23 protein-coding genes, 1 pseudogene and 1 other annotated feature are annotated in these 24007 nt (G+C 32.7%); of the genes and pseudogenes, 5 read left to right on the top strand and 19 right to left on the bottom strand.

Annotated elements, in window-relative coordinates; genetic code table 11:
• Window positions 1-29: 29 nt before the first annotated feature.
• The 6 genes and pseudogenes from ACFVRR_RS15310 to ilvE form a co-directional block, all read right to left on the bottom strand.
• Window positions 30-1151, bottom strand: a pseudogene (locus tag ACFVRR_RS15310) (2-isopropylmalate synthase); the annotation flags it as partial.
• Window positions 1152-1154: 3 nt separating this feature from the next.
• Window positions 1155-2165, bottom strand: coding sequence for a ketol-acid reductoisomerase (ilvC, locus tag ACFVRR_RS15305; RefSeq protein WP_097977646.1), 1011 nt, complete (start codon window positions 2163-2165; stop codon window positions 1155-1157).
• A gap of 40 nt (window positions 2166-2205) precedes the next feature.
• Window positions 2206-2721 carry an acetolactate synthase small subunit gene (gene ilvN, locus ACFVRR_RS15300; protein WP_097977647.1) on the bottom strand — a complete coding sequence of 172 codons (516 nt, stop codon included), beginning with the start codon at window positions 2719-2721 and terminating at the stop codon, window positions 2206-2208.
• Window positions 2721-4424, bottom strand: a complete 1704-nt coding sequence (gene ilvB / locus ACFVRR_RS15295) for an acetolactate synthase large subunit (RefSeq protein ID WP_387330113.1) — start codon at window positions 4422-4424, stop codon at window positions 2721-2723. The genes ilvN and ilvB overlap by 1 nt, the downstream gene beginning before the upstream one ends.
• A gap of 84 nt (window positions 4425-4508) precedes the next feature.
• Window positions 4509-4745 (bottom strand) — a binding site (T-box leader).
• Window positions 4744-6411, bottom strand: coding sequence for a dihydroxy-acid dehydratase (ilvD, locus tag ACFVRR_RS15290; RefSeq protein ID WP_387330110.1), 1668 nt, complete (start codon window positions 6409-6411; stop codon window positions 4744-4746). Its footprint overlaps the feature before it by 2 nt.
• Before the next feature lie 6 nt (window positions 6412-6417).
• Complete coding sequence (gene ilvE, locus ACFVRR_RS15285; protein WP_056477125.1) at window positions 6418-7308, bottom strand: branched-chain-amino-acid transaminase; 891 nt, start codon at window positions 7306-7308, stop codon at window positions 6418-6420.
• A 262-nt stretch (window positions 7309-7570) separates the two neighbouring features.
• Between ilvE and ACFVRR_RS15280 the strand changes: the two genes are divergently transcribed.
• Window positions 7571-7759, top strand: a complete 189-nt coding sequence (locus tag ACFVRR_RS15280) for a hypothetical protein (RefSeq protein WP_056477121.1) — start codon at window positions 7571-7573, stop codon at window positions 7757-7759.
• A 44-nt stretch (window positions 7760-7803) separates the two neighbouring features.
• Here the strand turns inward: ACFVRR_RS15280 and ACFVRR_RS15275 are convergent, their stop codons facing one another.
• The 3 genes from ACFVRR_RS15275 to ACFVRR_RS15265 all read right to left on the bottom strand — a co-directional run bounded on the left by ACFVRR_RS15275 (window position 7804) and on the right by ACFVRR_RS15265 (window position 10515).
• Entirely contained in the window at window positions 7804-8049 is a 246-nt protein-coding gene (locus ACFVRR_RS15275; RefSeq protein WP_387330107.1) for a hypothetical protein, read from the bottom strand.
• Between the two features lie 185 nt (window positions 8050-8234).
• Entirely contained in the window at window positions 8235-9761 is a 1527-nt protein-coding gene (locus ACFVRR_RS15270) for an ABC transporter permease/substrate-binding protein (protein ID WP_387330105.1), read from the bottom strand.
• 1 nt (window position 9762) lies between these two features.
• On the bottom strand, window positions 9763-10515 hold the full coding sequence (locus ACFVRR_RS15265) for an ABC transporter ATP-binding protein (protein ID WP_387330103.1): 753 nt from the start codon (window positions 10513-10515) through the stop codon (window positions 9763-9765).
• Window positions 10516-10726: 211 nt separating this feature from the next.
• On the opposite strand from ACFVRR_RS15265, the gene brnQ reads away from it, so the two are divergent.
• The gene (gene brnQ / locus ACFVRR_RS15260; RefSeq protein ID WP_387330101.1) at window positions 10727-12061 is read left to right on the top strand and encodes a branched-chain amino acid transport system II carrier protein; all 1335 of its coding nucleotides are present in this window, start codon (window positions 10727-10729) and stop codon (window positions 12059-12061) included.
• A 67-nt stretch (window positions 12062-12128) separates the two neighbouring features.
• Here brnQ and ACFVRR_RS15255 read toward each other — a convergent pair whose 3' ends face one another.
• The gene (locus tag ACFVRR_RS15255) at window positions 12129-13301 is read right to left on the bottom strand and encodes an alpha-hydroxy-acid oxidizing protein (RefSeq protein WP_387330098.1); all 1173 of its coding nucleotides are present in this window, start codon (window positions 13299-13301) and stop codon (window positions 12129-12131) included.
• A gap of 394 nt (window positions 13302-13695) precedes the next feature.
• On the opposite strand from ACFVRR_RS15255, the gene ACFVRR_RS15250 reads away from it, so the two are divergent.
• Window positions 13696-14172 carry a nucleoside deaminase gene (locus ACFVRR_RS15250; RefSeq protein ID WP_387330096.1) on the top strand — a complete coding sequence of 159 codons (477 nt, stop codon included), beginning with the start codon at window positions 13696-13698 and terminating at the stop codon, window positions 14170-14172.
• A 67-nt stretch (window positions 14173-14239) separates the two neighbouring features.
• On the opposite strand, the gene ACFVRR_RS15245 is transcribed toward ACFVRR_RS15250, so the two are convergent.
• The 4 genes from ACFVRR_RS15245 to ACFVRR_RS15230 form a co-directional block, all read right to left on the bottom strand.
• Window positions 14240-14698, bottom strand: a complete 459-nt coding sequence (locus ACFVRR_RS15245) for a YkvA family protein (protein ID WP_387330094.1) — start codon at window positions 14696-14698, stop codon at window positions 14240-14242.
• Window positions 14699-14819: 121 nt separating this feature from the next.
• Complete coding sequence (locus tag ACFVRR_RS15240; protein WP_387330092.1) at window positions 14820-16442, bottom strand: ABC-F family ATP-binding cassette domain-containing protein; 1623 nt, start codon at window positions 16440-16442, stop codon at window positions 14820-14822.
• 126 nt (window positions 16443-16568) lie between these two features.
• Complete coding sequence (locus tag ACFVRR_RS15235) at window positions 16569-17207, bottom strand: SdpI family protein (protein ID WP_387330089.1); 639 nt, start codon at window positions 17205-17207, stop codon at window positions 16569-16571.
• Window positions 17208-17224: 17 nt separating this feature from the next.
• On the bottom strand, window positions 17225-17482 hold the full coding sequence (locus ACFVRR_RS15230) for an autorepressor SdpR family transcription factor (RefSeq protein ID WP_097977665.1): 258 nt from the start codon (window positions 17480-17482) through the stop codon (window positions 17225-17227).
• A gap of 173 nt (window positions 17483-17655) precedes the next feature.
• Between ACFVRR_RS15230 and ACFVRR_RS15225 the strand changes: the two genes are divergently transcribed.
• Window positions 17656-18840, top strand: a complete 1185-nt coding sequence (locus ACFVRR_RS15225) for an alanyl-tRNA editing protein (protein ID WP_387330085.1) — start codon at window positions 17656-17658, stop codon at window positions 18838-18840.
• A 106-nt stretch (window positions 18841-18946) separates the two neighbouring features.
• Here ACFVRR_RS15225 and ACFVRR_RS15220 read toward each other — a convergent pair whose 3' ends face one another.
• Window positions 18947-19459, bottom strand: a complete 513-nt coding sequence (locus ACFVRR_RS15220) for a GNAT family N-acetyltransferase (protein ID WP_387330082.1) — start codon at window positions 19457-19459, stop codon at window positions 18947-18949.
• A gap of 413 nt (window positions 19460-19872) precedes the next feature.
• Window positions 19873-20232 (bottom strand): hypothetical protein, encoded by a 360-nt coding sequence (locus ACFVRR_RS15215; protein WP_387330079.1) that lies wholly within the window; start codon window positions 20230-20232, stop codon window positions 19873-19875.
• Between the two features lie 562 nt (window positions 20233-20794).
• Between ACFVRR_RS15215 and ACFVRR_RS15210 the strand changes: the two genes are divergently transcribed.
• On the top strand, window positions 20795-21304 hold the full coding sequence (locus tag ACFVRR_RS15210) for a DinB family protein (RefSeq protein WP_387330076.1): 510 nt from the start codon (window positions 20795-20797) through the stop codon (window positions 21302-21304).
• Window positions 21305-21561: 257 nt separating this feature from the next.
• Here the strand turns inward: ACFVRR_RS15210 and ACFVRR_RS15205 are convergent, their stop codons facing one another.
• From ACFVRR_RS15205 to ACFVRR_RS15195, 3 genes are all read right to left on the bottom strand, one after another.
• Complete coding sequence (locus ACFVRR_RS15205) at window positions 21562-22467, bottom strand: DUF4240 domain-containing protein (RefSeq protein WP_387330073.1); 906 nt, start codon at window positions 22465-22467, stop codon at window positions 21562-21564.
• Between the two features lie 225 nt (window positions 22468-22692).
• Window positions 22693-23508 carry a leucine-rich repeat domain-containing protein gene (locus ACFVRR_RS15200; protein WP_387330071.1) on the bottom strand — a complete coding sequence of 272 codons (816 nt, stop codon included), beginning with the start codon at window positions 23506-23508 and terminating at the stop codon, window positions 22693-22695.
• Between the two features lie 79 nt (window positions 23509-23587).
• Window positions 23588-23797: a hypothetical protein gene (locus tag ACFVRR_RS15195; protein WP_387330068.1), complete on the bottom strand. Its 210-nt coding sequence runs from the start codon at window positions 23795-23797 to the stop codon at window positions 23588-23590.
• Window positions 23798-24007 lie beyond the last annotated feature (210 nt).

Raw genomic sequence — 24007 nt, 5'->3', positions numbered from 1 at the left:
TTTTTGCTCCATTTACTAATAATGTTTAATAAATCTGCATCTGTAATTTCTTTTTTCGAATCTGTCAAGGCTTTAAATTGAATAAACGCTTCGTTTATAATTTCTGTTGAAAAGTTGAATCCAAGTTCTTTTAATCGATCAGTAAAAGCATGACGCCCTGAATGTTTCCCTAATACTAATGAATTTGTAGAAAGCCCAATTAATGATGGGGGTATAATTTCATATGTTGTTGGCTCTTTTAAGACGCCATCTTGGTGAATACCTGATTCATGAGCAAATGCATTTGTACCAACAATTGCTTTATTCTTCTGGACAACCATACCTGTAAGACGACTAACAAGTTCACTTGTCTTCGTAATTTCTTGTAATCGTAAATTACTATTTTTCCGGTAAATATCTTCTCTAATATGTAATGCAACGGCTATTTCTTCTAGTGCTGCATTTCCTGCTCTTTCCCCAATTCCATTTACGGTGCATTCAACTTGGGTTGCGCCAGCCTGTATAGCAGCTAAAGAATTCGCTACTGCCATTCCTAGGTCATCATGACAGTGACACGAAAAAATAGCTTTATGATAGGACGGTACATTTTCTTGTAAATATTTAAATAGATCGTAATATTCTGAAGGACTCGTGTAACCGACAGTATCTGGAATATTAATCACATCTGCCCCTGCTTTTATGGCAGTCTCTGCGAATTCGGCAAGAAATGCTCGATCAGTACGACAGGCATCTTCAGCTGAAATTTGGACTTTTGGAAAAAAGGATTTTGCAAGCTGCACACAATGTTTAGCAGTTTCCAAAACTTCTAATCTCGTCATGTTTAATTTATATTTCATATGGATGTCACTTGTTGCTAGAAATATATGAAGTCTCGGTTCAGCAGCATGTTTTAACGCATCCCATGCTGTTTTAATATCTGAATCTTTTGCTCGAGAAAGGCTTGAGACGGAGACAGAACGAATCTGTCTCGCAATCTCTTGAACTCCTAAAAAATCACCTTCTGAGGAAGCGGCAAAACCAGCCTCAATGATATCAACACCTAAAGCTTCTAGTTGTCTTGCAATTTCGAGCTTTTCAAATCGATTTAAATTAACCCCAGGAGATTGTTCGCCATCACGTAATGTTGTATCAAGAAACTGAATTTTACTCATTTTTTATTTCACCTCGACCTTTTCTTTTCTTTGGATAAATGGCATCATTGCACGAAGTTTTTCTCCAACCTCTTCTAACTGATGTTGTTTTTCACTTTCATTAATTTCATTGAATACTGGACGACCATTTTTATTTTCGTTAATCCAGCCTTTAGCAAACGTACCATCTTGAATTTCTGCTAAAATATCTTTCATCGCTAATTTTGACTCATTCGCTACTACTCTAGGACCAGATACGAAATCCCCCCATTGTGCAGTATCTGAGATTGAGTATCTCATATAGCTCATTCCGCCTTCGTACATTAAATCAACGATTAGCTTCAACTCATGTAAACACTCAAAGTATGCTACTTCCGGCTGATAACCAGCTTCTACTAATGTTTCAAATCCCGATTTTACTAAAGAAGTTACTCCACCACAAAGTACCGCTTGTTCTCCGAATAGATCTGTTTCAGTTTCCTCTTTAAATGTAGTTTCAAGAACACCTGCTCTAGTAGAACCAATTCCTTCGGCGTATGAAAGTGCTACATTTTTTGCTTCACCTGTTACATCTTGGTAAACTGCGAATAATGCTGGTACCGCTGCTCCATCGACAAAAGTACGTCGAACTAGATGTCCTGGACCTTTTGGAGCTACTAAAAATACATCAACATTTGCAGGAGGAACAATTTGATCAAAGTGAACATTAAATCCGTGTGCAAACGCAAGCGCATTTCCATTTTCAAGATACGGTTCAATTTCATTTTTATAAACAGTTGGTTGATGCTCATCCGGTAATAGAATCATTACTACGTCTGCTGCCTTTGAAGCTTCTGCAACTGTAGTTACATGTAATCCGTCATTTGCTGCAGCGTCCCATGATTTACCAGGGCGACAACCAACAACTACTTTATGACCATTATCATGTAAATTTAAAGCATGCGCGTGACCTTGTGATCCATAACCAATTACTGCAATCGTTTTCCCTACTAATACATTTTCCTTCACGTCTGTACCATAATATACTTTAGCCATTTTCAAATTCCTCCAATTTTTTTATGTTTTATATTTTTATTTAATAAGAGAGTAGCTTTTGAGCATGCTCCTTATGTTTAGCAGATCTAGTAAATGCGGTTACACCTGTTCGAGCTATTTCTTTTAGTTCGAAAGGTCTTAATAATTCAATCAAAGCCTCTACCTTATCAGAAGTACCAGTTACTTGAACGACAATCTGATCACGGCTTACATCAATAACCGAGGCTCTAAATGGTTCAATTAGACTATAAATTTCATTTCTTGTAGCTGCATTTGTACTAACCTTTATTAAGGCTAGTTCTCTAGCAATAACTGATTCTTCTGTTATATCTGCTACTTTTATCACATCAATTTGCTTGTGAAGCTGTTTAATCAATTGTTCGACCTGTTGTAAATCCTCTACATGTACGACAAACGTAATTCTTGAAATATGATCTAGTTCAGTGTGTCCTACAGAAATACTTTCGATATTAAAACGTCTTCTGGAGATCACTCCTGTAATTCGGTTAAGTACGCCACTGTTATTTAACACAGTTGATGTAATGACCCGTTTCATTATTTCACCCCTTCCATTTCATGAATTCCTTTACCAGGTGGAACCATTGGTGTAACGATTTCAGCTTGATGAACTCGACAATCAATTAAAACTGGTCCATCAAATTCAATTGCTTCTCTTAACTGACTTTCAACTAAATTTGGATCTGAAATTGTCATCCCTTTTATACCGTAAGCTTCAGCAAGTTTTGTGAAACTAGGTTGGCAGTCTAATAGAGAACTAGAGAAGCGGTCATTATAAAAAGCTGATTGCCACTGTCTTACCATTCCTAAAGCTGCATTATTTAAAATTAAAATTTTAACTTGTAAATTATGTTCCTTGATCATGCTCAATTCTTGCAATGTCATTTGGAATCCGGCATCACCTACAATCGCTACAACTAATTCATCAGGCTTTGCAAATTGTGCTCCGATTGCAGCTGGTAAACCAAATCCCATTGTTCCGAGTCCACCTGAAGTGATCCATTTATGTGGTTCGTCAAAAGGATAATACTGAGCTGCCCACATTTGATGTTGACCTACATCCGTGGAAATCGTTGCTTTCCCATTTGTAATCGAATGAAGTAAAGTTAAAACAGTTTGTGGTTTAATGACTTCCCTACTCGGTTCATACTGTAAAGGAAAGGCCTCTTTACGACTTTTAAGTAGCTCTAACCATTCACCATGATTTTGTTCATCTACTTTTTGTTTTAATAGAACTTTCAGAACTTCCTTAGCACATCCAACGATTGGAATATTTGTTGGAATAACTTTATTTATTTCGGCAGGATCTATATCGATATGTGCTACAATCGCATTTTTAGCAAAATGTGCTAAATTACCCGTTAACCTATCATCAAATCTTGCTCCGATGTTAATTAGCAAATCACTTTCATACATTGCCATATTTGCTGTATAGGTTCCGTGCATACCCCCCATTCCTAGGAATAATTCCTCATTTGCTGGAAATCCACCTAGACCTAAAAGCGTATTTACAACTGGGATGTTGAACTTTTTTATAAATTCAGTAAACTCATCAGCTGCTTTTGCATGTAATATTCCTGCTCCAGCTAATACGACTGGTTTTTTAGCTTTTTCAATTGCTCCTATTAACTTTGTAATTTGAAGATAATTTGGTTCATAAGTCGGTTGATAACCGGGTAAATGAATTTCTACTTCGTCCTTTTTCAATCCTTTTTCAACCATCATATTTTTTGGTAGATCGATGACAACTGGACCTGGACGGCCTGTTGAAGCAATATGGAATGCTTCTTTAACGATTTGTGGGACATCTTCTACATTACGCACTTGGTAGTTATGTTTTGTAACTGGCATTGTAATTCCGATCACATCTGCTTCTTGGAAGGCATCTGTTCCGATTACATTTGTTGCAACCTGACCAGTAAAAACAACTAATGGTAATGAATCCATCATCGCATCTGCTAAACCAGTTACTACATTTGTTGCCCCTGGTCCACTTGTTGCGATTACAACCCCTGGTCGACCAGTCACTCGTGCATATCCTTCTGCAGCGTGGATGGCCCCTTGTTCATGTCTTGCTAGAATGTGAGGAATATCAGCATCATAAAGTGCATCATATAATGGTAATACTGCCCCTCCAGGATAACCAAAAATCATTTCAACATTTTCATTTTTCAAAGCATCAATTAGTAAATTTGCACCTGACAATTCTTTTGACAGAGTTCTTATCGAATGATGACTCATTTCTACATTTCCCTCCATTTTTGGATAGAATTTACCCATTTATTCGCAATAAAAAAAGCCATAACTCCACACTTCAGCAGATGCTGAAGGGGCGAAAGACTTTTCGCGGTACCACCCTTCTTCTTAGGTTAATAACCTAACTTTGGGATTTTGGCTAACCAAAATCTAGCGATAACGTGGCCAACGTTCAAGCTTACCTTACAAATGAATTCAGCTTGACACTCAAGAGTGAGTTTCATTAATCAAGGTCATCGGTTCACACCACCCACCGACTCTCTGAAGAACCTTTTCATAACTACTTTTCTCTTTCATTGCTTTTTCATATTTTTAATATTCCGCCTGTATTAGCAGAAGTCACTAACTTTGCATATCTTGCTAAATAACCCGTTTTAACTTTTGGTTCATGTAATTTATATGATGATTTACGAGATTCTAATGTTTCGTTTGAAATTGATAATGTAATACTTCTTGATAAAAGATCGATTATGATTTCATCGCCATCTTCAATATATGCTATTGGTCCACCTTCAGCCGCTTCTGGAGAAATATGTCCAATTGCAATTCCTCTAGTAGCTCCTGAAAAACGACCATCTGTAATTAACGCAACTTTTGTTCCTAAGCCTCTTCCAACAATTGATGAAGTTGGTGCAAGCATTTCAGGCATTCCAGGTCCACCCTTTGGACCCTCATATCGAATGACAACGACATGACCCTCTTTAACGAGACCTTTGTCAATCGCGTCAACAGCTTCATCGTGTGAGTCAAAACAAATTGCTTCACCAATAAATGTTTGGATTGAAGGGTCAACACCACCTACTTTAATAACTGATCCGTCTGGGGCTAGATTCCCATGTAAGATCGATAATCCGCCTGTTTGTGAATAAGGATTTTCTTTTTTACGAATCACTTCACTATTGGTGATTGTAGCTTCTTGCACATTCTCGAATAAAGTTTTTCCAGTAATTGTAATGCGGTCACTATTGATTGCTCCAGGAATGGTAGTAAGCTCTTTAATAATTGCTGGAACGCCACCTGCTAAATGAACATCATGCATTGAATAGTGCGAAGCGGGACTAATTTTAGATAAATAAGGTACTCTTCTAGCTACTTCATTTATATCCTTTAAGTCGTATTCAACTCCTGCTTCATTTGCGATGGCCATTAAGTGTAAAACAGTATTTGTCGATCCACCCATTGCCATATCTAGTGCAAATGCATCATCAATTGCCTCTTTTGTAATAATATCTCTTGGTTTTATATCATTTTCAATGCAATCCATTAGATGATAAGCTGCATCACGGATCAATTGATGTCTGTCTTTGCTAGTTGCAAGTATTGTTCCGTTATATGGTAGTGCTACACCAAGCATCTCCATAATGCAATTCATTGAATTTGCTGTGAACATTCCTGAACATGATCCACATGTAGGACATGCTGACTTTTCAATATCGAGTAATTCTTCTACACTCATTTTTCCTGATTTAAAAGCACCTACACCTTCAAATACTGAAGCAAGAGATAGAGCCTTTCCATCTTTAGATAGCCCACCTGCCATTGGTCCACCTGATACAAATACTGCTGGTACATTTGTACGAACAGCTGCCATTAGCATTCCAGGTGTGATTTTATCGCAGTTTGGCATATAAAATACTCCATCAAACCAATGTGCATTAATGACTGTTTCGGCTGCATCGGCAATGATTTCCCTACTTGGTAAAGAATACCTCATTCCGATATGTCCCATTGCGATACCATCATCGACACCGATCGTATTAAACTCAAATGGAACTCCACCAGCATCTCGAATCGCTTGTTTTACAACATCAGCCATTTCCCTTAAATGAATATGACCTGGAACAATATCAATATATGAATTACAAATCGCTATAAATGGTTTATTAAAATCTTCCTCTTTTACACCTGCCGCTAATAATAAGCTACGATGCGGCGCACGGTCGATTCCTTTTTTGATCATGTCACTTCGCACAATTTATCACCCTTGTTTTACGTAAATTTTTTCTCCATCTTCAACTACTAATTGACGAAATGCGTTTAATAATCTTTGTGTATTTGGTCCTGGTTTTCCATCACCAATCACTCGTCCATCTACCTTAGATACGCCAATTACTTCAGCTGCTGTCCCTGTTAAGAAAACCTCATCGGCAATATAAACATCATGTCTAGTGAACAATTTTTCCTCAACTTCATAACCTAATGTGTCACCTAATTCCATAATTGCATTTCGAGTAATTCCTTCTAATGCACCAGCTGAACTTGGTGGAGTAATTAACTTATTCCCTTTTACTAAAAAGACATTATCTCCTGAACCTTCAGCTACAAAGCCTTGATCGTTTAGCATTAGTGCTTCTTGAACACCAGCTAGTTTTGCTTCAATTTTTACTAATATGTTATTTAAGTAATTTAAAGATTTAATTTGTGGATTTAATACATCACTTCGATTTCTTCTCGTTGCTACTGTTACAATTTCCATACCATTTTCGTATAGTTCTTGTGGAAACAGAGCTAGTTGTTCAGCTATGACAACTACATTTGCTCTTGGACAAGATGTTGGATCTAATCCAAGATTCCCTTCACCTCTTGAAACGACGAGTCGAATATAACCACTATGTAAATTATTTCGATTTACTGTATCAACTACAATTTGTGTTAACTCTTCTAAAGAATAAGGAATTGTTAATAAAATTGATTTTGCTGATTCATATAATCGAATGAGATGTTCTTTTAAGCGAAATACATTGCCATCATATACGCGAATCCCTTCGAATACTCCATCTCCATATAGATATCCATGATCATATACAGAAACTTTAGCATCTTGTTTTTGAACGAATTCACCATTTAAAAAAATCTGTTGCTCTGTCACGGTTAATCCTCCTCAAGAGTTAAAATATTTGTACTTACTTTATTCCAATCTAGAAAATAAATCAACAAGTTTTTAGAAAATTTAAAATTCACAATTTATTCAAATATCGTACAAATATTGGTAAATCAACAATGAAAACCTTTACATTTTTTTAAAATATTTTTTCGACAAAATTCTACCCTTGAAAAATGTTTTTAAAAGGATTATCATATGATTACTTTATACAGAATTTTCTGTAAATTAAAATCGGAGGCGAGTAAAAATGGCTACTTTACAAATTAATGGGACTGTTAACGAAATCAATGAAGTGTTGAAAGTAATGAGTAATCATTTTGACATTCAGATTAAAGACGAAAAATCCGATCAGGAGTATTCAGTAGATTTCTCTTATGAAGAATGGGAAAATGATTCTTTTGTAAGTGAGATGTTAACTGGAGCCTATAATGATTAAACATTGAAATTCTTATCGTATGATAACTAAAAGAGGGTAGCCGATTATTTAGGCAACCCTCTTTTTTTTTTGATTGTTCTTAGGTGGTGTAAATAAGTCTTAGGGTTGTGCAAGTAAGGATTGGCCAGTGCAAATAAAGAATGAATAGCTGCAAATAAACAGCGGAAAGCTGCAATAAACGGCCGACTGCAAATAAAATTAGCAAATCTGCAATTAAATTTAGCAGAAGTGCAATTAAGATACAAAATTCCACCTACCAGTTCAGGTATTTCACCCCAAAAACCGTTCATCAATTCATACTCTTTAAAGAAAACCAGCAATTTCCCACTTATTTTTATCTATCTCGAATAAAAAATCGCTACTAATCTTCTAAAAAATTGAATTGTGATAGAACAGCGCTATACATTCAAGTGTGATACAACAAAAAAGGACCGCTTTGATCAGTTCCCCTGACCAATAAGACAGTCCATTTCGATTATTTTAGTAAACCCTCTTCTTTCAAAAACTCTTTAGCAACACTTTTGGCAGATTTTCCACCAACATTTACTTTATAATTCATTTCTCGCATTTCATCATCCGTAATTTTATTTTTTAATTTATTTAATATAATTTCGACTTCTGGATATTTTTTAAGTGTTTCTTTTCTCAGAAGTGGTGCGCATTGATATGGTGGGAATAAATTTTTATCATCGACTAGCACTTTCATGTTATAGCTTTGGAGCTCACTATCAGTTGAATACGCATCGATTATTGAGAGATCGCCCGATTGAATTGCGTCATATCGCAATTTTGGCTCCATTGTTTTTAGGTTTGGGAATTTTAATCCATATAGTTTTTGTAATCCTAAATATCCGTCTTCACGATCCGTAAATTCTAAAGTGAAACCTGCTTTTAACTGATTTTCTACTTTGGTTGCATCTGAAATTGTTTCGATTCCAAATTGTTTCGAAATGTGATCCGGAACAGCTAATGCATACGTGTCATTAAATTTCATAGGTTCCAAATAGCTCAAATTATACTTTTTTGCTAAACCTTCAGCAGCTTGTTCATATACTGCTTTTGCATCATTACTAACAGCCTTTTCTTTCAAAAAAGTAGAAATGACCGTCCCTGTATATTCTGGATAAATATCAATATCACCTTTTTTTAATGCATTAAACACAAATGTAGTTTTACCAAAATTGGGCTTAACTTCAACGTTTAGATGCGTTTCATCCTCAATCAATAATTTATACATATTCATTATTATTTCTGGTTCAGCACCTAGTTTCCCAGCGATTACTAAGTCCGTTTTATTCCAAGATTTAATTGTTAATGGAGAAAATAATAATGCTAATAAAATAAAACTAGCAGTTATTATTCTTAATGAAAAACTCTTAAAACTCCTCTTCTCTATTAATCTTAAAATAAAATCAAATATAATTGCTAAAAGTGCTGAAGGTATTGCCCCTATAATGATTAAATTCATATCGTTTCGGTCGATTCCTAATAATATTAAACTACCTAAACCTCCAGCTCCTATTAATGCAGCGATTGTTGCCGTTCCAACAATTATGACCATCGCAGTTCGGATTCCCGCCATTATAACTGGTAGTGCTAATGGTAATTCAACCTTAAAAAGTCTTTGTCTACCGTTCATCCCTAACCCAGTTGCTGCTTCTAATATGATTGGATCAATCTCCTTAATTCCGGTATATGTATTTCGCAAGATCGGTAATAATGCATAAACACTTAATGCAATTACCGCTGGAATCTTTCCTATTCCTACTAATGGTATTAAAATCCCTAACAGTGCCAAAGAGGGAATAGTTTGAATAATTGCTGTAGTTCCAATTACAAATTCAGAGAGAACTTTCTTCCTCGTTAAGTAAATTCCAACCGGGACAGCTATTATTATTGCAATAATTAGTGCAAATACTGAAATTTGAATATGCTCTAACAATGCTGTTAATAATTGCTCTTTTCTATTTGCAAGGGTCGTTGTAAATGAAGTGAGAATCATCTTATATTCCCTCCTTTACAACAGCTTTACCTCGATAATTGTCTATAAATTGTTCAACAAAAGGATTGACTGGATTATTTAAAATTTCATCCTTCGAACCAACTTGAACTAGTTCACCATCGTGCATGATCCCGATTCGGTCTCCTAAATAAAATGCCTCGTCTAAATCATGAGTAACGAAAAGGATCGTTTTATTAATCTTAGTTTTTAATTGCTTCAGGTCCTTTTGTAATTGTAATCTTGTAATCGGATCTAATGCACTAAACGGTTCGTCCATTAATAATAAATTTGGATCCCCTGCTAATGCCCTCGCTACACCTACCCGCTGTTGTTGACCCCCAGATAATTCTGAGACTGATCTTTTACTAAATTCCAAAGGATTTAATTTTACTAATTCTAATAATTCTCGAGTGCGCTCTTTTATTTGTACTTTGTTCCATTTTTTTAATTCTGGTACAATCGAAATATTTTCTTCAACATTCAAATGGGGAAATAGTGCAATCTGTTGTAGTACATATCCAAACTCTCTCCTCAGCTTATGTTCGTCATAATCTTTAATGTTTTTATCATTATAAAAAATTTCACCGTCAGTTGGTTTTATTAATCTATTTATTAATTTAATTGTTGTTGTTTTTCCACAGCCACTTGGGCCAATTAAAACAAAGCATTCTCCTGAATGAATTGAAAAAGATAAATCCTGAACTGCACTTTTTCCATTTGAAAACTTAAAAGATATATCTTGAAATTGGATCATTCTAATCCTCCCTTAAAAAAGCCTATAAATATATATAGTTAGAGGACAAGTTTTCTTATGCTATAGGTAAAAAAAATTAGGACAAAAGAAAATTTTTTTCATTCTATATGAAAATTGTAAGAATTTTAGAAGATTTTGTAGTAAATAGGATTGTTTTTTGATAGAATGAGAAAATCATTTTTAAAAAACAACTATGTTTGAGGTGAATTATTTGAATACTTTAACAAAAAAAGAAATACTGTTTATTGGATTTATGTTATTTTCTATGTTATTTGGTGCTGGTAATTTAATTTTCCCAGCATACATCGGACAAGCAGCCGGAGAGAATGTATGGCAAGCAATTATTGGATTTATTATTTCGGATGCAGGTATTGCGATTTTAGCATTTATAGCAATAGCAAAATCCGGTGATTTTGATACGCTTGTAAGAAGAGTACATCCTATTTTTGCACTTCTCTTCCCGATGGCAATCTACTTGTCGATCGGACCTGGACTTGCAATTCCACGAGCTAGTAGTCTCGCATATGAAATGGGTGTTAAACCATTTTTATCAGAAGGTTTGGCTGTCTCACCAATAGGGCTATTAGTTTATACGATTGTGTTTTTTAGTATCGTTTATTGGTTTGCTAAATCACCTTCAAAATTAGTTGACAGATTCGGTAAAATTTTAACTCCAGCTTTACTAATCTTAATTTTAATTGTTTTTATTAAAGCCATGTTTACAGACTTATCGAGTTTTAAGGATGCATCCTTAACATACAAATCTAATCCTATTTCACAAGGAATTTTAGATGGCTATCAAACAATGGATGGGATTTGCGCATTAATCTACGGGATTGTTTTTATCAATATTTTTCAAAGATTAAATGTGACAAATCAAAAATTACAAATTAAGTATTTAATAATTTTCGGTTTAATTTGTGCATTATTATTATCGATGACTTATTTTATAATTGGCTATTTAGGTGCTTCAGCGACGATTACCGAACAAATTGACAATGGAGCAGTCGTCTTAACAACAGTTATGAATCAATTATTTGGAAATGGTGGAACGATTGTTTTAGGGCTTATTTTTACACTTGCATGTTTAAGTGTTTGTATTGGTTTAATTACATCATGTTCTCAGTATTTTAATAGTATTTTCCCTAAATTATCTTATAAAAAATGGGCAATCGTATTATGTTTTGTAAGTGGATTCGTAGCAAATTTAGGACTTACACAAATATTAAAAGTATCCGTTCCAATATTGGGCCTTTTATATCCAATGGCAATTGCTCTGATTGTACTAGCACTTTTACACGATCAATTACCATTTAAAGGTAGACCCGTTTATTTATTAACAATTTTGTTTGTTGGAATTTATAGCTTAATCGAGATTATCAATTCATCATTTTTAAATAACGGACTAAATGAATTATTATCGATTGTTCCAATGCAAAGTAAAGGATTCGGTTGGGTAATACCTGGCTTAATCGGTTTTGTAATTGGGTGTATGATGGAGAAGTTTTTCTTTAAAGAATATACCGAAGTAAAGAATGCAGCTTAATTAAATTTTCAAAAATAAAGAGCGACTCATTAGTCTAAGCACTCACTGAGATCGCTCTTTTTAATTTTTAAAAATGTTTACTAAGGTTTTCTTTCACTAACAAAGATGGCTTTAATTCACTGATACTTTTTTGTCCTGATAAAGCCATCGTTAAATCGAAATCAGCTAAAATATTTTTCATTACTTGGACAACCCCGTTTTTACCAGCAAGAGCTAGGCCATACATATACGATCGACCAATTAATACTGCATCAGCACCGATTGCTAATGCTTTATATACATCTGATCCCCTTCTAATACCGCTATCCATTAAGATTGGTAATCTACCTTTTAATTCACTACAAATACTCTCTAATGCATCTAAAGAACTAATTGTTCCATCAACTTGTCTTCCACCATGATTCGAAACGATAATGCCATCCATGCCATATTCAAGAGCAAGCATCGCATCGTCCTTATGTAAAATTCCCTTTAATAAAATTGGTAATTTAGTTTGTTTTCGTAAAAATGCTAAATCTTCCCATGTTAATGCAGGATTACCAAAGAGTCTTGTCCACAATAGAATTGCTGACTGTGGATCTTCTTCAGGTGATTTATTTAATCGTGAGCAAAATACAGGATCCTCTAAATAGTTACCAATACCTTGCCCTTGTAAAAATGGTAAATATGCATTTTCAATATCTTTTTCTCTCCAACCCATAATCGAGGTATCAAGCGTAATAACAATTGCTTCGTAACCATTGTCTTCTGCACGTTTAATCATACTTGCTGCTATTTCCATATCACTACTACAATATAATTGATACCATTTAGGAGAATTACCTAGAACAGTTGAAACCCTTTCTAATGAGTAAGTAGATGCAGTACTAGTAATGTATGGAATATTCAATTCCGCAGCTGCTCGAGCAGCTTCAAGTTCCCCTTCTGGATGCGCAATCGACTGGACACCGATTGGAGCAAATAAAATTGGTGAATTATATGTTTTGCCAAATAAATTTATACTAATATCACGCTCAGCCACATTACGTAACATTCGCGGTACAATTTTCCACTTATCAAATGCTAATCGATTTTCGTTCATTGAGCGCTCACTACCAGCGCCCCCAGCTATATAATAATAAGGGCCTTCCTCTAATTGATCTTGAGCTAACTTTTCTAAATCCTCAAATCTAACAGGAATCTCACTTTTTTTCCCACCACTATACACTTGCAATTGAATATTATTTCCGAAATTCTTCATTCGAAACACATCCTTCAAAAAGTTGTAACCGTTTACATATTCTAATTTGATTTAACTAACTCCTTTAATTTTCTTAATAAATCATTCGACATTTTGAATATTTATTAGAATTCTTATCACGATTAGTACTTTAAAAATTTTTGTTTGAATTATATTACTCTATTATTATTGTTCTTATAAAAAATGAATTTTCTTACTTTAGATTGATTAAATAGGTTCTTAAATACTCTATTAGAGTGTACAAATAAGTAAGATACCCTTTTTAATATTTATTGTTAATTTAAAGAATTATAAATCGTTTAACCAATTTGATTGACTAGTTATTTATATTAATTAAAGAGATTAGATAAATGTATATACCTTTCGCCCTTATTACTATAGAGGTGGTGTTAGTTTGAATCACTCTGATTGGATTAAATTAAGTGTAAGACTTGCTTACGAAAACTTATTAAATAAGAATGGTGGGCCATTTGGAGCTGTTATTGTCCAAGATGGAAAAGTAATTGGTGCCGGCGTAAATGGAGTCACAACTTTAAATGATCCAACTGCACATGCAGAGGTCCAAGCAATTCGAAACGCATGTCAAAATTTAGGTACCTATTTATTAAAGGATGCTGTCTTATATACTAGCTGTGAACCATGCCCGATGTGTCTAAGTGCCGCCTATTGGTCTAGAATTTCAAAAATATATTATTATTTCACAAAAGATGATGCTGCAAAAATTGGATTTGATGATGCACATATTTATGATGAACTTTCAATGCCATATGAAGATCGAACGATCCCTAGTGAACAAATTATGATTAAGGTCAAAGATATTGAAAACCCTTTCATTGTTTGGTCAAAAGATGAAAGTCATGTACATTATTAAACGGTATAAGAAAAGGTTGCTCATTAATAATAATGGGCAACCTTTTCTTAATTTTGATTTATAAATTTTAATCTTTCAGCTCATGATCTTGCTCAGACTCTTCAATTACCACTAAATTTGTTGCATCATCTTTTTCGTTATTATTTTCTTTCCAAATTTTATACTTTTCAATATCTTTGTTAATTTGTTTAAATGTATACGCTAAAATCGTTGCATCATCTAAAAAACCTAAACCGACGATAAAATCTGGTATTGCGTCAATTGGACTGACAAAATAAATTAATGCTCCGATTACTGTCAAAATTGATTTTGTGGAAATATCTCTATAACTGCCATTAATATATGATTTAAATAAATCGATAAATAAATTTACTTTTTCCCAAGCTTCACCTAGCGCACCTTTTTTATCCGGAGCCAGCTTAGCTGCTTTTTTCAATAAATTCGTTGATTTTTCTTTATTTCCTAAATAGGAAGAAGCTTTCTTTAAATACTTTTTAAAAAACTTATTTTCATTTAACTCAGACATTTTTTCTCCTCCCTTTTTTATAGTTTAACAAATATAAAAACAAGATGAAAGTATGAAAAACCACTAATCAATTGATTAGTGGTTTCACGCCTTTCACTGTGAAAGGTCTTAGTATGTGGAATTACTTTTTATATAACTCTTCTACTTGCTTTTGTAAATCCTTGTTCTCTAAGAACTCATCATAAGTACATTCTTTATCAACTAAACCGTTTGGTGTTACTTCAATGATACGGTTTGCAATTGTTTGAATAAACTGATGGTCATGAGATGTAAATAATGCAGTACCTTTGAATGCAATTAAACCATTATTTAATGCCGTAATTGACTCTAAGTCTAAGTGGTTAGTAGGATCATCTAATACTAATACGTTTGCTCCACTTAACATCATTTTTGAAAGCATACAACGAACTTTTTCTCCCCCAGATAAAACAGAAGCTTTTTTCATTACTTCCTCTCCTGAGAATAGCATACGTCCTAAGAAACCACGAAGGAAGCTTTCAGACTCATCTTGTGGAGAGAACTGACGTAACCATTCGATCAAGTTCATATCACTTTTTTCGAAGAACTCAGAGTTATCTTTAGGGAAAAATGCTTGAGAAGTTGTTACACCCCATTTAAATGAACCAGTATCTGGCTCCATTTCACCCATTAAGATTTTAAATAAAGTTGAAATTGCAACGTCATTTTTACCAACAAACGCAATTTTATCTCCTTTATTTACAGTAAAACGTACATTATCTAATACTTTTTCACCATCGATTGTTTTTGAAATTCCGTCAACAGTTAATAAATCATTCCCAACTTCTCTCTCTGGCGTAAATCCAACGAATGGATAACGACGAGAAGATGGTCTAATATCATCAAGCGTAATTTTATCTAATAGTTTTTTACGTGAAGTAGCTTGTTTTGCTTTTGATGCATTAGAGCTAAATCGAGCAATAAATCCTTGTAGTTCTTTAATTTTCTCTTCTTTTTTCTTATTAGCATCCGACATTAATCTTTGAGCTAATTGACTTGATTCATACCAGAAATCATAGTTACCAACATAAAGTTGAATTTTACCAAAATCTAAATCAGCCATATGCGTACAAACTTGATTTAAGAAGTGACGGTCATGTGATACAACGATAACTGTGTTTTCAAAGTTAATTAAGAAGTTTTCTAACCATTGAACAGCTTTAAGATCTAAGTTATTCGTTGGCTCATCTAGTAAAAGAATATCTGGTTGACCAAATAGTGCTTGAGCAAGTAAAACTTTTACTTTCTCGCCAGCTTGTAATTCAGCCATTTTTTTATCATGTAAGTCTTCAGTAATGCCAAGACCTTTTAATAAAATCGCAGCTTCTGATTCTGCTTCCCAACCATTTAACTCTGCAAACTCACCTTCAAGTTCTGCAGCTTTCATACCATCTTCTTCAGTGAAATCTTCTTTCATGTAGATTGCATCTTTTTCTTTCATTACTTCATAAAGACGTGTATGACCCATAATAACTGTTTGAAGAACTTCAAACTCTTCATATTCAAACTGGTTTTGTTTTAATACTGCAAGGCGCTCACCTGGTGTTACAATAACATCACCTGTAGAAGGCTCGATATCACCAGATAAAATTTTAATAAAAGTAGATTTACCCGCACCATTAGCACCAATTAAACCGTAACAGTTACCTGGTGTAAATTTTATATTAACATCATCAAATAATTTTCTGTCCGCAAAACGCAAACTAACATTGCTTACTGTAATCATATTAATTTTATTCCTCCAACTCTTTTGCTCTACTCTTTACAATACCATACTTTAAAGGGAAATTAAATTTTTTCTAAAATAAATTCATAAACATTCACCATATTTTGTAAAAAAACAGCGCTTTATTTAGTTTTTCATTTCCTTTTTAAAGGCAATATATGAGTATATAGTTGTGAACCCAACTAAAAAAATGATCAATGGAATGACAATTATCCCTTTATTACTAACTGGTATAAAATAAAGCAATATAAAACATAAACCAACGATCATAAATAATCTGCCGCTAACACGATGTGTTTTTTTCCAAACATTTTCATTACTTAATGTCCATGGTGTACGGACGCCAATAAAATAATTCGAACGAACATGTGGCATATAATTTCCAAGAAACATAAACAAAAGACCAATAAAGAGAAAGCTCATTGAACCAATATGAACGTTATAACCTAAACCATAAAATAAAACACTCATATTAATTAAAAAGAAAATAAATAAAATCCCTGTTGCCATAAAGTACAAGCTTCTTTGGAATAACTTATAATTCTCTTTTCTTGGATCAATCTTCGGCGTAACAATTGGCAATAAATAAACGAAAAGCATGATCGCATGGAGTTCGATAAATGTTTGCATTTTTGAATCGTAATTATTAACATTTCCTGAAAAATCCCAGTGAACTGGTAGTTGACTTGGTAAATCATGAAAGTTAATAATCCATAATACGAGTGAACAAATAAATAGTAAAATTGCTATGATATGCTTCTTCAAAATATGTCACCTCTCTATTATTTTTCTTTAAAACTATATGCCCAACTTATAATTTCTTGGAAAACCGTCATATTTAGAGAATAAATAATAAATTGCCCCTTCTTTTCATCTTGAATTAACTGGGCTGATTTTAATATTTTAAGATGCTGCGAAATACTAGGTTTTGACATATCGAATTGTTCTGAAATTTCTCCAGCAGTTAAATCCTTCTCTTTTAATAAATCTAAAATTTTCCTTCGAGTTGGATCCGATAATGCTTTAAATAATTCGTTCACATTTCACACCTCTAAGATTTAGTATTTAGTTAATTAACTAAATACTAAAATTTATTTGTCTAATTGTCAATTATGCTAAAATTAGAAACAGAATATTTTAAGTTTATATTCCGTTTCTATATAATTTAAATTAAACAACAAATTGTGGAAATAAAAAGATTAGAGGTATGATCATGGCAAACAAACTATATTTTGAACACCCCTCATTAAAAAAATGGTTTACTAAAATTACTGAAATTAAAGAAGTTGACTCTTTATTTCATATCAAACTTGAGGATTCATCATTTTATCCTGAGGGTGGCGGGCAACCATCTGACTTCGGTACAATTAATGGAATCGAAATTGTTGATTTAATAGAAGATGATGAAGAAGTGATCCATGTCTTAAATGCAAAACCTGATACAAATGAAGCAACATGTGAAATAAATTGGGATCGAAGAATTGATCATATGCAGCATCATAGTGGCCAACACTTACTTTCAGCAACAATTATTGAACTATTTGATATTCCTACTGTAAGTTTTCATTTAGGAAAAGAGACAGTTACGATTGACTTAGATACACCTACTCTTTCTGCTGAACAATTAAATCAAATTGAAAGAGCAGTTTATGAAAAGATTCTTGCTAATATCGAAATTAAAACTTACTTCGTAAATAAAGAAGAATTAAATGCACTTCACCTACGCAAATTACCAAAAGTTGAAGATAACATACGAATTGTTGAGATTTTACATACAGATTTATCTGCTTGTTGTGGTACTCATGTAAAACAAACAGGTGAAATTGGATTAATTAAATTAATTAAAACTGAAAAAGTAAGACAAACTACTCGACTTCATTTTAAATGTGGCTATAGAGCGCTAGAAGAAGTTCAAAAAACTAGTAAAACATTATCAAATATTAATCAATTATTTAATACACATACTGATCAAGTTAAGGATAAAGTCGAAACGACGATTAATGAATTCAAAGAAGCGCAAAAAGAAATCGAGAAAATGAAAGAAACAATCTTAAACTCAATCTCTAACGAGTTACTATTAAACGCAACGAATGATATCATTATTAAAACATTTGAAGAAGAATCAGTAAAAGACTTACAATTACTTGCAAAGACAATCCAATCGAAAAAACCTTCATTACTTGTTTTTTCAAGTGTAAAAGAGCAAAAATTATTGTTAATTAATCAACTTAGAAATGATGTACATTGCGGGGAACTAATTAAAAATTTACTAAAACAGGTTGAAGGAAAAGGTGGAGGCGGTGCTGGGCAAGCACAAGCGACATTCTCAACTTCAATCCAATTAAATGAAGCTGAAAATACTCTTAAACGTATTCTTCTTAGTCAGGTAAATGTGTAATTCAATAGAAAAAACAATTTTCTCATAAAAAAAGATTGTCAAGTTAGCCAATCATTCTAAAAAGAACAACGACGGACTGCTCAAGTCCAAAGTTGTTCTTTTCTTTTTATGTATTCATTTCAGTCAATTCAACCGAATACTTATAGAATTTTTTATCGACCTTCATTACTGGAAAATTCTCAGGTAACTCGGTAACTTCAACACTTGTAAAACCATTTTTCTCATAAAATCTATGAGCTGCTAAAAATTGAGGAGTTGTTCCAAGATAAATTGCTTTTATTGACATTTGTTTCGCCCATTTAATAGCATTATTTAATAAGAGACTAGCAGTTTTATATTTTGCACCTCTGTATTCTTTGTCAACAAACATCTTTCTTAACGCAACTTCTTCATTCCCTATATCTAAAAGACTGATTGTACCAACTACTTTATCGCCATCAAGAGCAACCCAAAAATTCCCGTTTCCATTCTGATAAAATTCTTCTATTGTAAACAAATCAGGCTGGTCATCCTTGGTAATCTTGATTTTGTATTCTTGTTGCTGAATATCAAGAATTAAATCTACTACTTGAGCTTGATAATCATTAGAGTATTCTTTCACAATAGGACTGCTGTTCATATATTTGCACCGCCTTTAAAATAATTTAACTACTTCTTGACTATCACTATTATCTCTTTATTCAATATAGAGATCGAGATGTCCTTTTTCATATTTTACTAGATTTTTAAATTGTACAATTTAAAAATGCTACAATTAAGCAACTTGTGATGTTTATCTAACAAAATGCGTTCGTTTAAGTAAGGAAGCACATAATATTACTAAAAATCTATAAAAAAACTTTTCTGATGCTTCCTCTATTTTTCTTAGAAATAGTTCTTTACATCGTTCATCATCTTCCAATAATGAGTCTACAAATGGTTGGATTTTAAGCATTCCTTGTACACGAATGTTTCTTGAAATTTAATCATTCGTAATTAGAGATATTAATCATCGGATTTGTGCTAATTTGTTTACACGTGTAAGTTCTTTCGTCAGACTTGATTTTTATAGATTGATTTTTTTTTTTTATATTTAATTTCTAGATTGTTAAATTTAGGACTATTGATTACATACAGTACATCAGTTTTTTTTACGTAGAAACCTTTGTCTAATTCTCGTGAAAACTTTCCTGATTCCGAAAGTATAAAATTATCAAAAATAAAAGCATAATCATTCTCTTTATCGAATACGAACGACCCAAAAGGAAGCTCTTCACATCGATAGGTTCCTTCTAGTGTTGGTTTAAATGAATTTTGTATTTTAGGAGCATTTAGGGCTAAAAAAATCAACAATAAAACTAAAAATAGAATTATTCCTCTATCAATAACCTTTTTTCTTCTAACTTCTGCCACACATATCACTCCTAAAAAGATTAATTCTAATTAGATGTTATTAAATGATACGGTTAATTAATCTTTTTTTTGAGTTGAAATTTATTTACTTATTCAAAAAAACTGTTAAATAGGTAACCAATTAACAGTTCCGAGTTCTATTTAATTATCAGTGCCTTAGTAGCATAAGTGAAGGGATAATAATAGATGAAAATTTACATTTCAGGAGGAATTTTATATGTAACTTTCCCTTCTCCGTCTTCACTATCCGTTAATGTTTGATAAACGATTGCTACAATTGATAATGAAGACTTTTTTCTTTAATATCGTTACCTCATCCAGACAAAATAATTGCTAAAAAAATGTACTTATGAATTTAAAAAGTATTTTTTTCAATTTCACTTCACCCCGTTTTAAATTAGTCAGTGGAACTCAATCGTTCTTTATTAACTATCCATTTTTACTAATATCCAATATTGCATTATAAAGATGAAATTAAATATCAAAAATAAAGGAAATATCTTCTTGACAGTCGAATATTTGCCTAGAACCATAATTAACTATTCCGATGAGGAGGATTCTTGTGCGTCCACGACCATTATCTATTGAAAATCCAGAGCATTATAGGTATGTAAGTCTTGTGCCAGATGGAGATATTATAGAAATACTTAGTAAGCAAAGAACTAATACAATTACCCTCTTAAGCAGCTTATCAGAGGAGTCAGCAAGGAAGGCCTACGCACCAGGGAAATGGACTTTAAAAGAAGTGATTGGGCATATGACCGACTCGGAACGTGTGATGTCGTATCGAATGCTTGCCATTGCACGAAATGAAAGTGCACCACTCCCAGCAATGGATCAGGATCAATACGTTTCTGCGGCAAACTTCAATAAATTATCCTGGGAGCAGCTACTAGCTGGTTTAGACACCGTTCGCTCTAACACGTTAAGTCTTATTACAACTATTGATGATGCAGCGTGGGATCGAAATGGAACTGTAATGAACAGTCCAGTTTCGATAGGTACCATTGCATATGGCATTGCCGGGCACGAGTTACACCATATGAAAGTGATTAGTGATAAATACTTATAAGTCTTTTTATATTAATGAAAAAATCTAATTTCTCATTTAGAGTGCAGTCTACCTGGAAGGTCCTTTTTTTATTACCGATAACGGTATTGGTAAACTAGATTTACATACAATACTCAAGCGAAATTGAAGTGGTTCTTGTTCAACTAAAGCATGCGTTAGTTGCATAACTCCAAAGGCTGCTTAGCAGCCTTTTATTTGTAGTGCTCTTTTTATTCAACTAAAGCATGCTTTAGTTGAATAAGGAAAAGCATTTTATATTATTCTTTCCAGCCTTCAACGTTAGAGAATGTTTCATAATCACAACCTGAAATGTATTCAAACTCTTTACCCATTCGTTTTGAATATGCTTCTGACGCTAATGATAGTAACAGCTCAAAAGAGTTATTCTTTGACATTTTTTTGGGGTTATTTAAAACCAAATCATAAAATTCTTTACCTTTAGCAACAACAAAGCATCTAATATATAAGAATAAATCTGGAGAGAAATTAGATTTATCTTCACTAAATGAATTTTCACCGATATTTTTGGCGTGTTCTTTTGTATCTAATAAATAAAGCTTATACGCAAGATTTTCTTCAAATTGTTTAATATCCTTTACGCTTGTTTTTGAAAGTTTTTCAATAGCTGGATTTAGAATTTCTTCATCATGTATAGCATTTTCAAGGTCAAAAAGTGAAATGATTGACCAAAATGTATCATCATTCATCATTTTTTTAGGTTTTTGAGGTTTATTTAGAAATTCTTCTCTTTCTTTAATTTGCTCTTCATGAATTTCCCTCTCAAAATTTTCACGATCATGAAGCCATCGCCATTCATAATAGACACGGTTAGCTATACTTGGATGCCATTTTCCACCGTATGATGAACTTACTAATCCTTTTTCATAATCAGAAACAGGAGAATTTCCTATATATATCATATCTTTGTGCAGCTTTCCATCTGTCCAAAGTAAATTTTCTTCATTTTCATAATCAAATCTATTTGATCTCAAAATCTCATTTATTTCTTTGTTTTCTAAGGTTGGTAATTTAATGTCAATATACTTTGAAATATAAATTAAATATGATTTTTCTATTCTATTTATAACTTTAACTGTACCATATCTTCCATCAGGTAATTTACATGCATAGATATCTCCAATTTCTATACTTTTATTTCTCATATATTTTTTCTATCCTCCGTCTTTTGCAGTCATCTTTATCTAATGCATCTAATCATTCCATTTAACTATTATTACATATTATTATTTGAACATAAATTTGAAATACATTCCCCCTTTTTTATCGAACTAATCTGCCATTTAGCTCAATAAAAAAGGATCGACAAAATCGTCGATCACGTTTCACGTTATACAACTAATGCATGAGTTAGTTGAACAAGGTACATCTTATTTTCTATATTTAATTTGAAGATCTTCAAACTGATCTTTATATTTTTGAAGTTTCTTTGCATCAACTTTTGAATTAAAAAAAGGTTTTCTTTTTCCTATAACCATTAAATCTTTATCATCAATTGGATCTGATAAAACTATGTAAGGCTTAAAATAATCACATTTAGTATTAGGCAATAAAACAGAAAGCCTTGCATATTCTTCGGTTGGAAACTGATTAGAAATATCTAATTCTTGTAGATTTTTTAGATATCCAATCGGTTCTAATGATTCATCTTTTGTTTTAATGTTTGATAAGCCAAGGTATTTAAGATTACTAAGATTACTTAGATCCTTAAGGTTATCTAAATTTAAAGAATTCCACATACCACCTGATAAATTCAAGTACTCCAATTTTAAATTATTATTTAATGAACTTATATTATTTAATTTTGAAAAATCTTCTATAAATAAGCTTTTTAGTAAAGTGTTTTTAGTAACATCCCATAAACTTTGCGCTTTAGTATTCCAAGTAAGTGATAATATTTCAAGTTTTTTTAAAGTACTAATTAATGATAAATCCTCTACTCTCATTTCATATAAATATAGCAATTTAGGATCAACTACGTTCAAAATAACTTCAAATTCCTTTTGATTTACTGTATATATCCATAATTTTTCTAATTTGGTAAATAATTTTAGTCTATCAAGATTTTTTGTTTTACCACGTATCACTAACTCTGTCAAAGTAGTATCTACTCCATTTAAATCATCAGTAAATTGTGGTCTTTCATTAATACAAAATATTAATTCAGGATCTTTTATGAGTGACATTTCTTTACTCCCAATTTCAAAGTTATTAACTTATTCTTACTTTTTACAAAAAATAAGTTATCCAACCAATATTCTTCCACTATCTTTTTCGTTTTTCAAACCTCATTTGAAATTTGTTAAACATTTTTATTCCAATGTATCCGTCCAATACTGCAATTAGTAATGCAATGATTATCATACTTATTCCAGTATTATCAGCCTTAACAATCGGTTTGAGTATTCCAAAAACAATAGATAAAAGGATAGGTAGAATTATACCAAGCCAAACAGCAGGAAAAATAATAGCCATAATTATCACCTTTTTTAAAGTCTCTTATCCTAGATTAACACTATTTCTTATTTAACTAAACTGCCATTTTGTTAAATAAAAAAAATCGACTAAACAGCCGATCTGTTGTTCAACCAGTCGAGTAGAATGGAGTCTTTTACCTTTCGGTAATTGAACTCCAAACCCTCTCAGAACCGTGCTTGCACTATTAATGCACACGGCTCCTCCAGT

Origin of the sequence: Gottfriedia sp. NPDC057948, from assembly GCF_042887255.1 — a bacterium.
Taxonomy (GTDB): Bacteria; Bacillota; Bacilli; order Bacillales; family Bacillaceae_G; genus Gottfriedia.
The sequence above is the reverse complement of the archived record's forward strand: the minus strand, read 5'-3'. Positions and strand labels throughout refer to the sequence as shown.

What these genes read in the sequence shown, in the direction of transcription:
- ilvC (WP_097977646.1), bottom strand. Translation starts at nt 2,165, where the DNA reads ATGGCTAAAGTATATTATGGTACAGACGTGAAGGAAAATGTATTAGTA.
- ilvN (WP_097977647.1), bottom strand. Translation starts at nt 2,721, where the DNA reads ATGAAACGGGTCATTACATCAACTGTGTTAAATAACAGTGGCGTACTT.
- ilvB (WP_387330113.1), bottom strand. Translation starts at nt 4,424, where the DNA reads ATGAGTCATCATTCGATAAGAACTCTGTCAAAAGAATTGTCAGGTGCA.
- ACFVRR_RS15280 (WP_056477121.1), top strand. Translation starts at nt 7,571, where the DNA reads ATGGCTACTTTACAAATTAATGGGACTGTTAACGAAATCAATGAAGTG.
- ACFVRR_RS15275 (WP_387330107.1), bottom strand. Translation starts at nt 8,049, where the DNA reads ATGAACGGTTTTTGGGGTGAAATACCTGAACTGGTAGGTGGAATTTTG.
- ACFVRR_RS15270 (WP_387330105.1), bottom strand. Translation starts at nt 9,761, where the DNA reads ATGATTCTCACTTCATTTACAACGACCCTTGCAAATAGAAAAGAGCAA.
- ACFVRR_RS15265 (WP_387330103.1), bottom strand. Translation starts at nt 10,515, where the DNA reads ATGATCCAATTTCAAGATATATCTTTTAAGTTTTCAAATGGAAAAAGT.
- ACFVRR_RS15255 (WP_387330098.1), bottom strand. Translation starts at nt 13,301, where the DNA reads ATGAAGAATTTCGGAAATAATATTCAATTGCAAGTGTATAGTGGTGGG.
- ACFVRR_RS15245 (WP_387330094.1), bottom strand. Translation starts at nt 14,698, where the DNA reads ATGTCTGAGTTAAATGAAAATAAGTTTTTTAAAAAGTATTTAAAGAAA.
- ACFVRR_RS15240 (WP_387330092.1), bottom strand. Translation starts at nt 16,442, where the DNA reads ATGATTACAGTAAGCAATGTTAGTTTGCGTTTTGCGGACAGAAAATTA.
- ACFVRR_RS15225 (WP_387330085.1), top strand. Translation starts at nt 17,656, where the DNA reads ATGGCAAACAAACTATATTTTGAACACCCCTCATTAAAAAAATGGTTT.
- ACFVRR_RS15220 (WP_387330082.1), bottom strand. Translation starts at nt 19,459, where the DNA reads ATGAACAGCAGTCCTATTGTGAAAGAATACTCTAATGATTATCAAGCT.
- ACFVRR_RS15205 (WP_387330073.1), bottom strand. Translation starts at nt 22,467, where the DNA reads ATGAGAAATAAAAGTATAGAAATTGGAGATATCTATGCATGTAAATTA.
- ACFVRR_RS15200 (WP_387330071.1), bottom strand. Translation starts at nt 23,508, where the DNA reads ATGTCACTCATAAAAGATCCTGAATTAATATTTTGTATTAATGAAAGA.
- ACFVRR_RS15195 (WP_387330068.1), bottom strand. Translation starts at nt 23,797, where the DNA reads ATGGCTATTATTTTTCCTGCTGTTTGGCTTGGTATAATTCTACCTATC.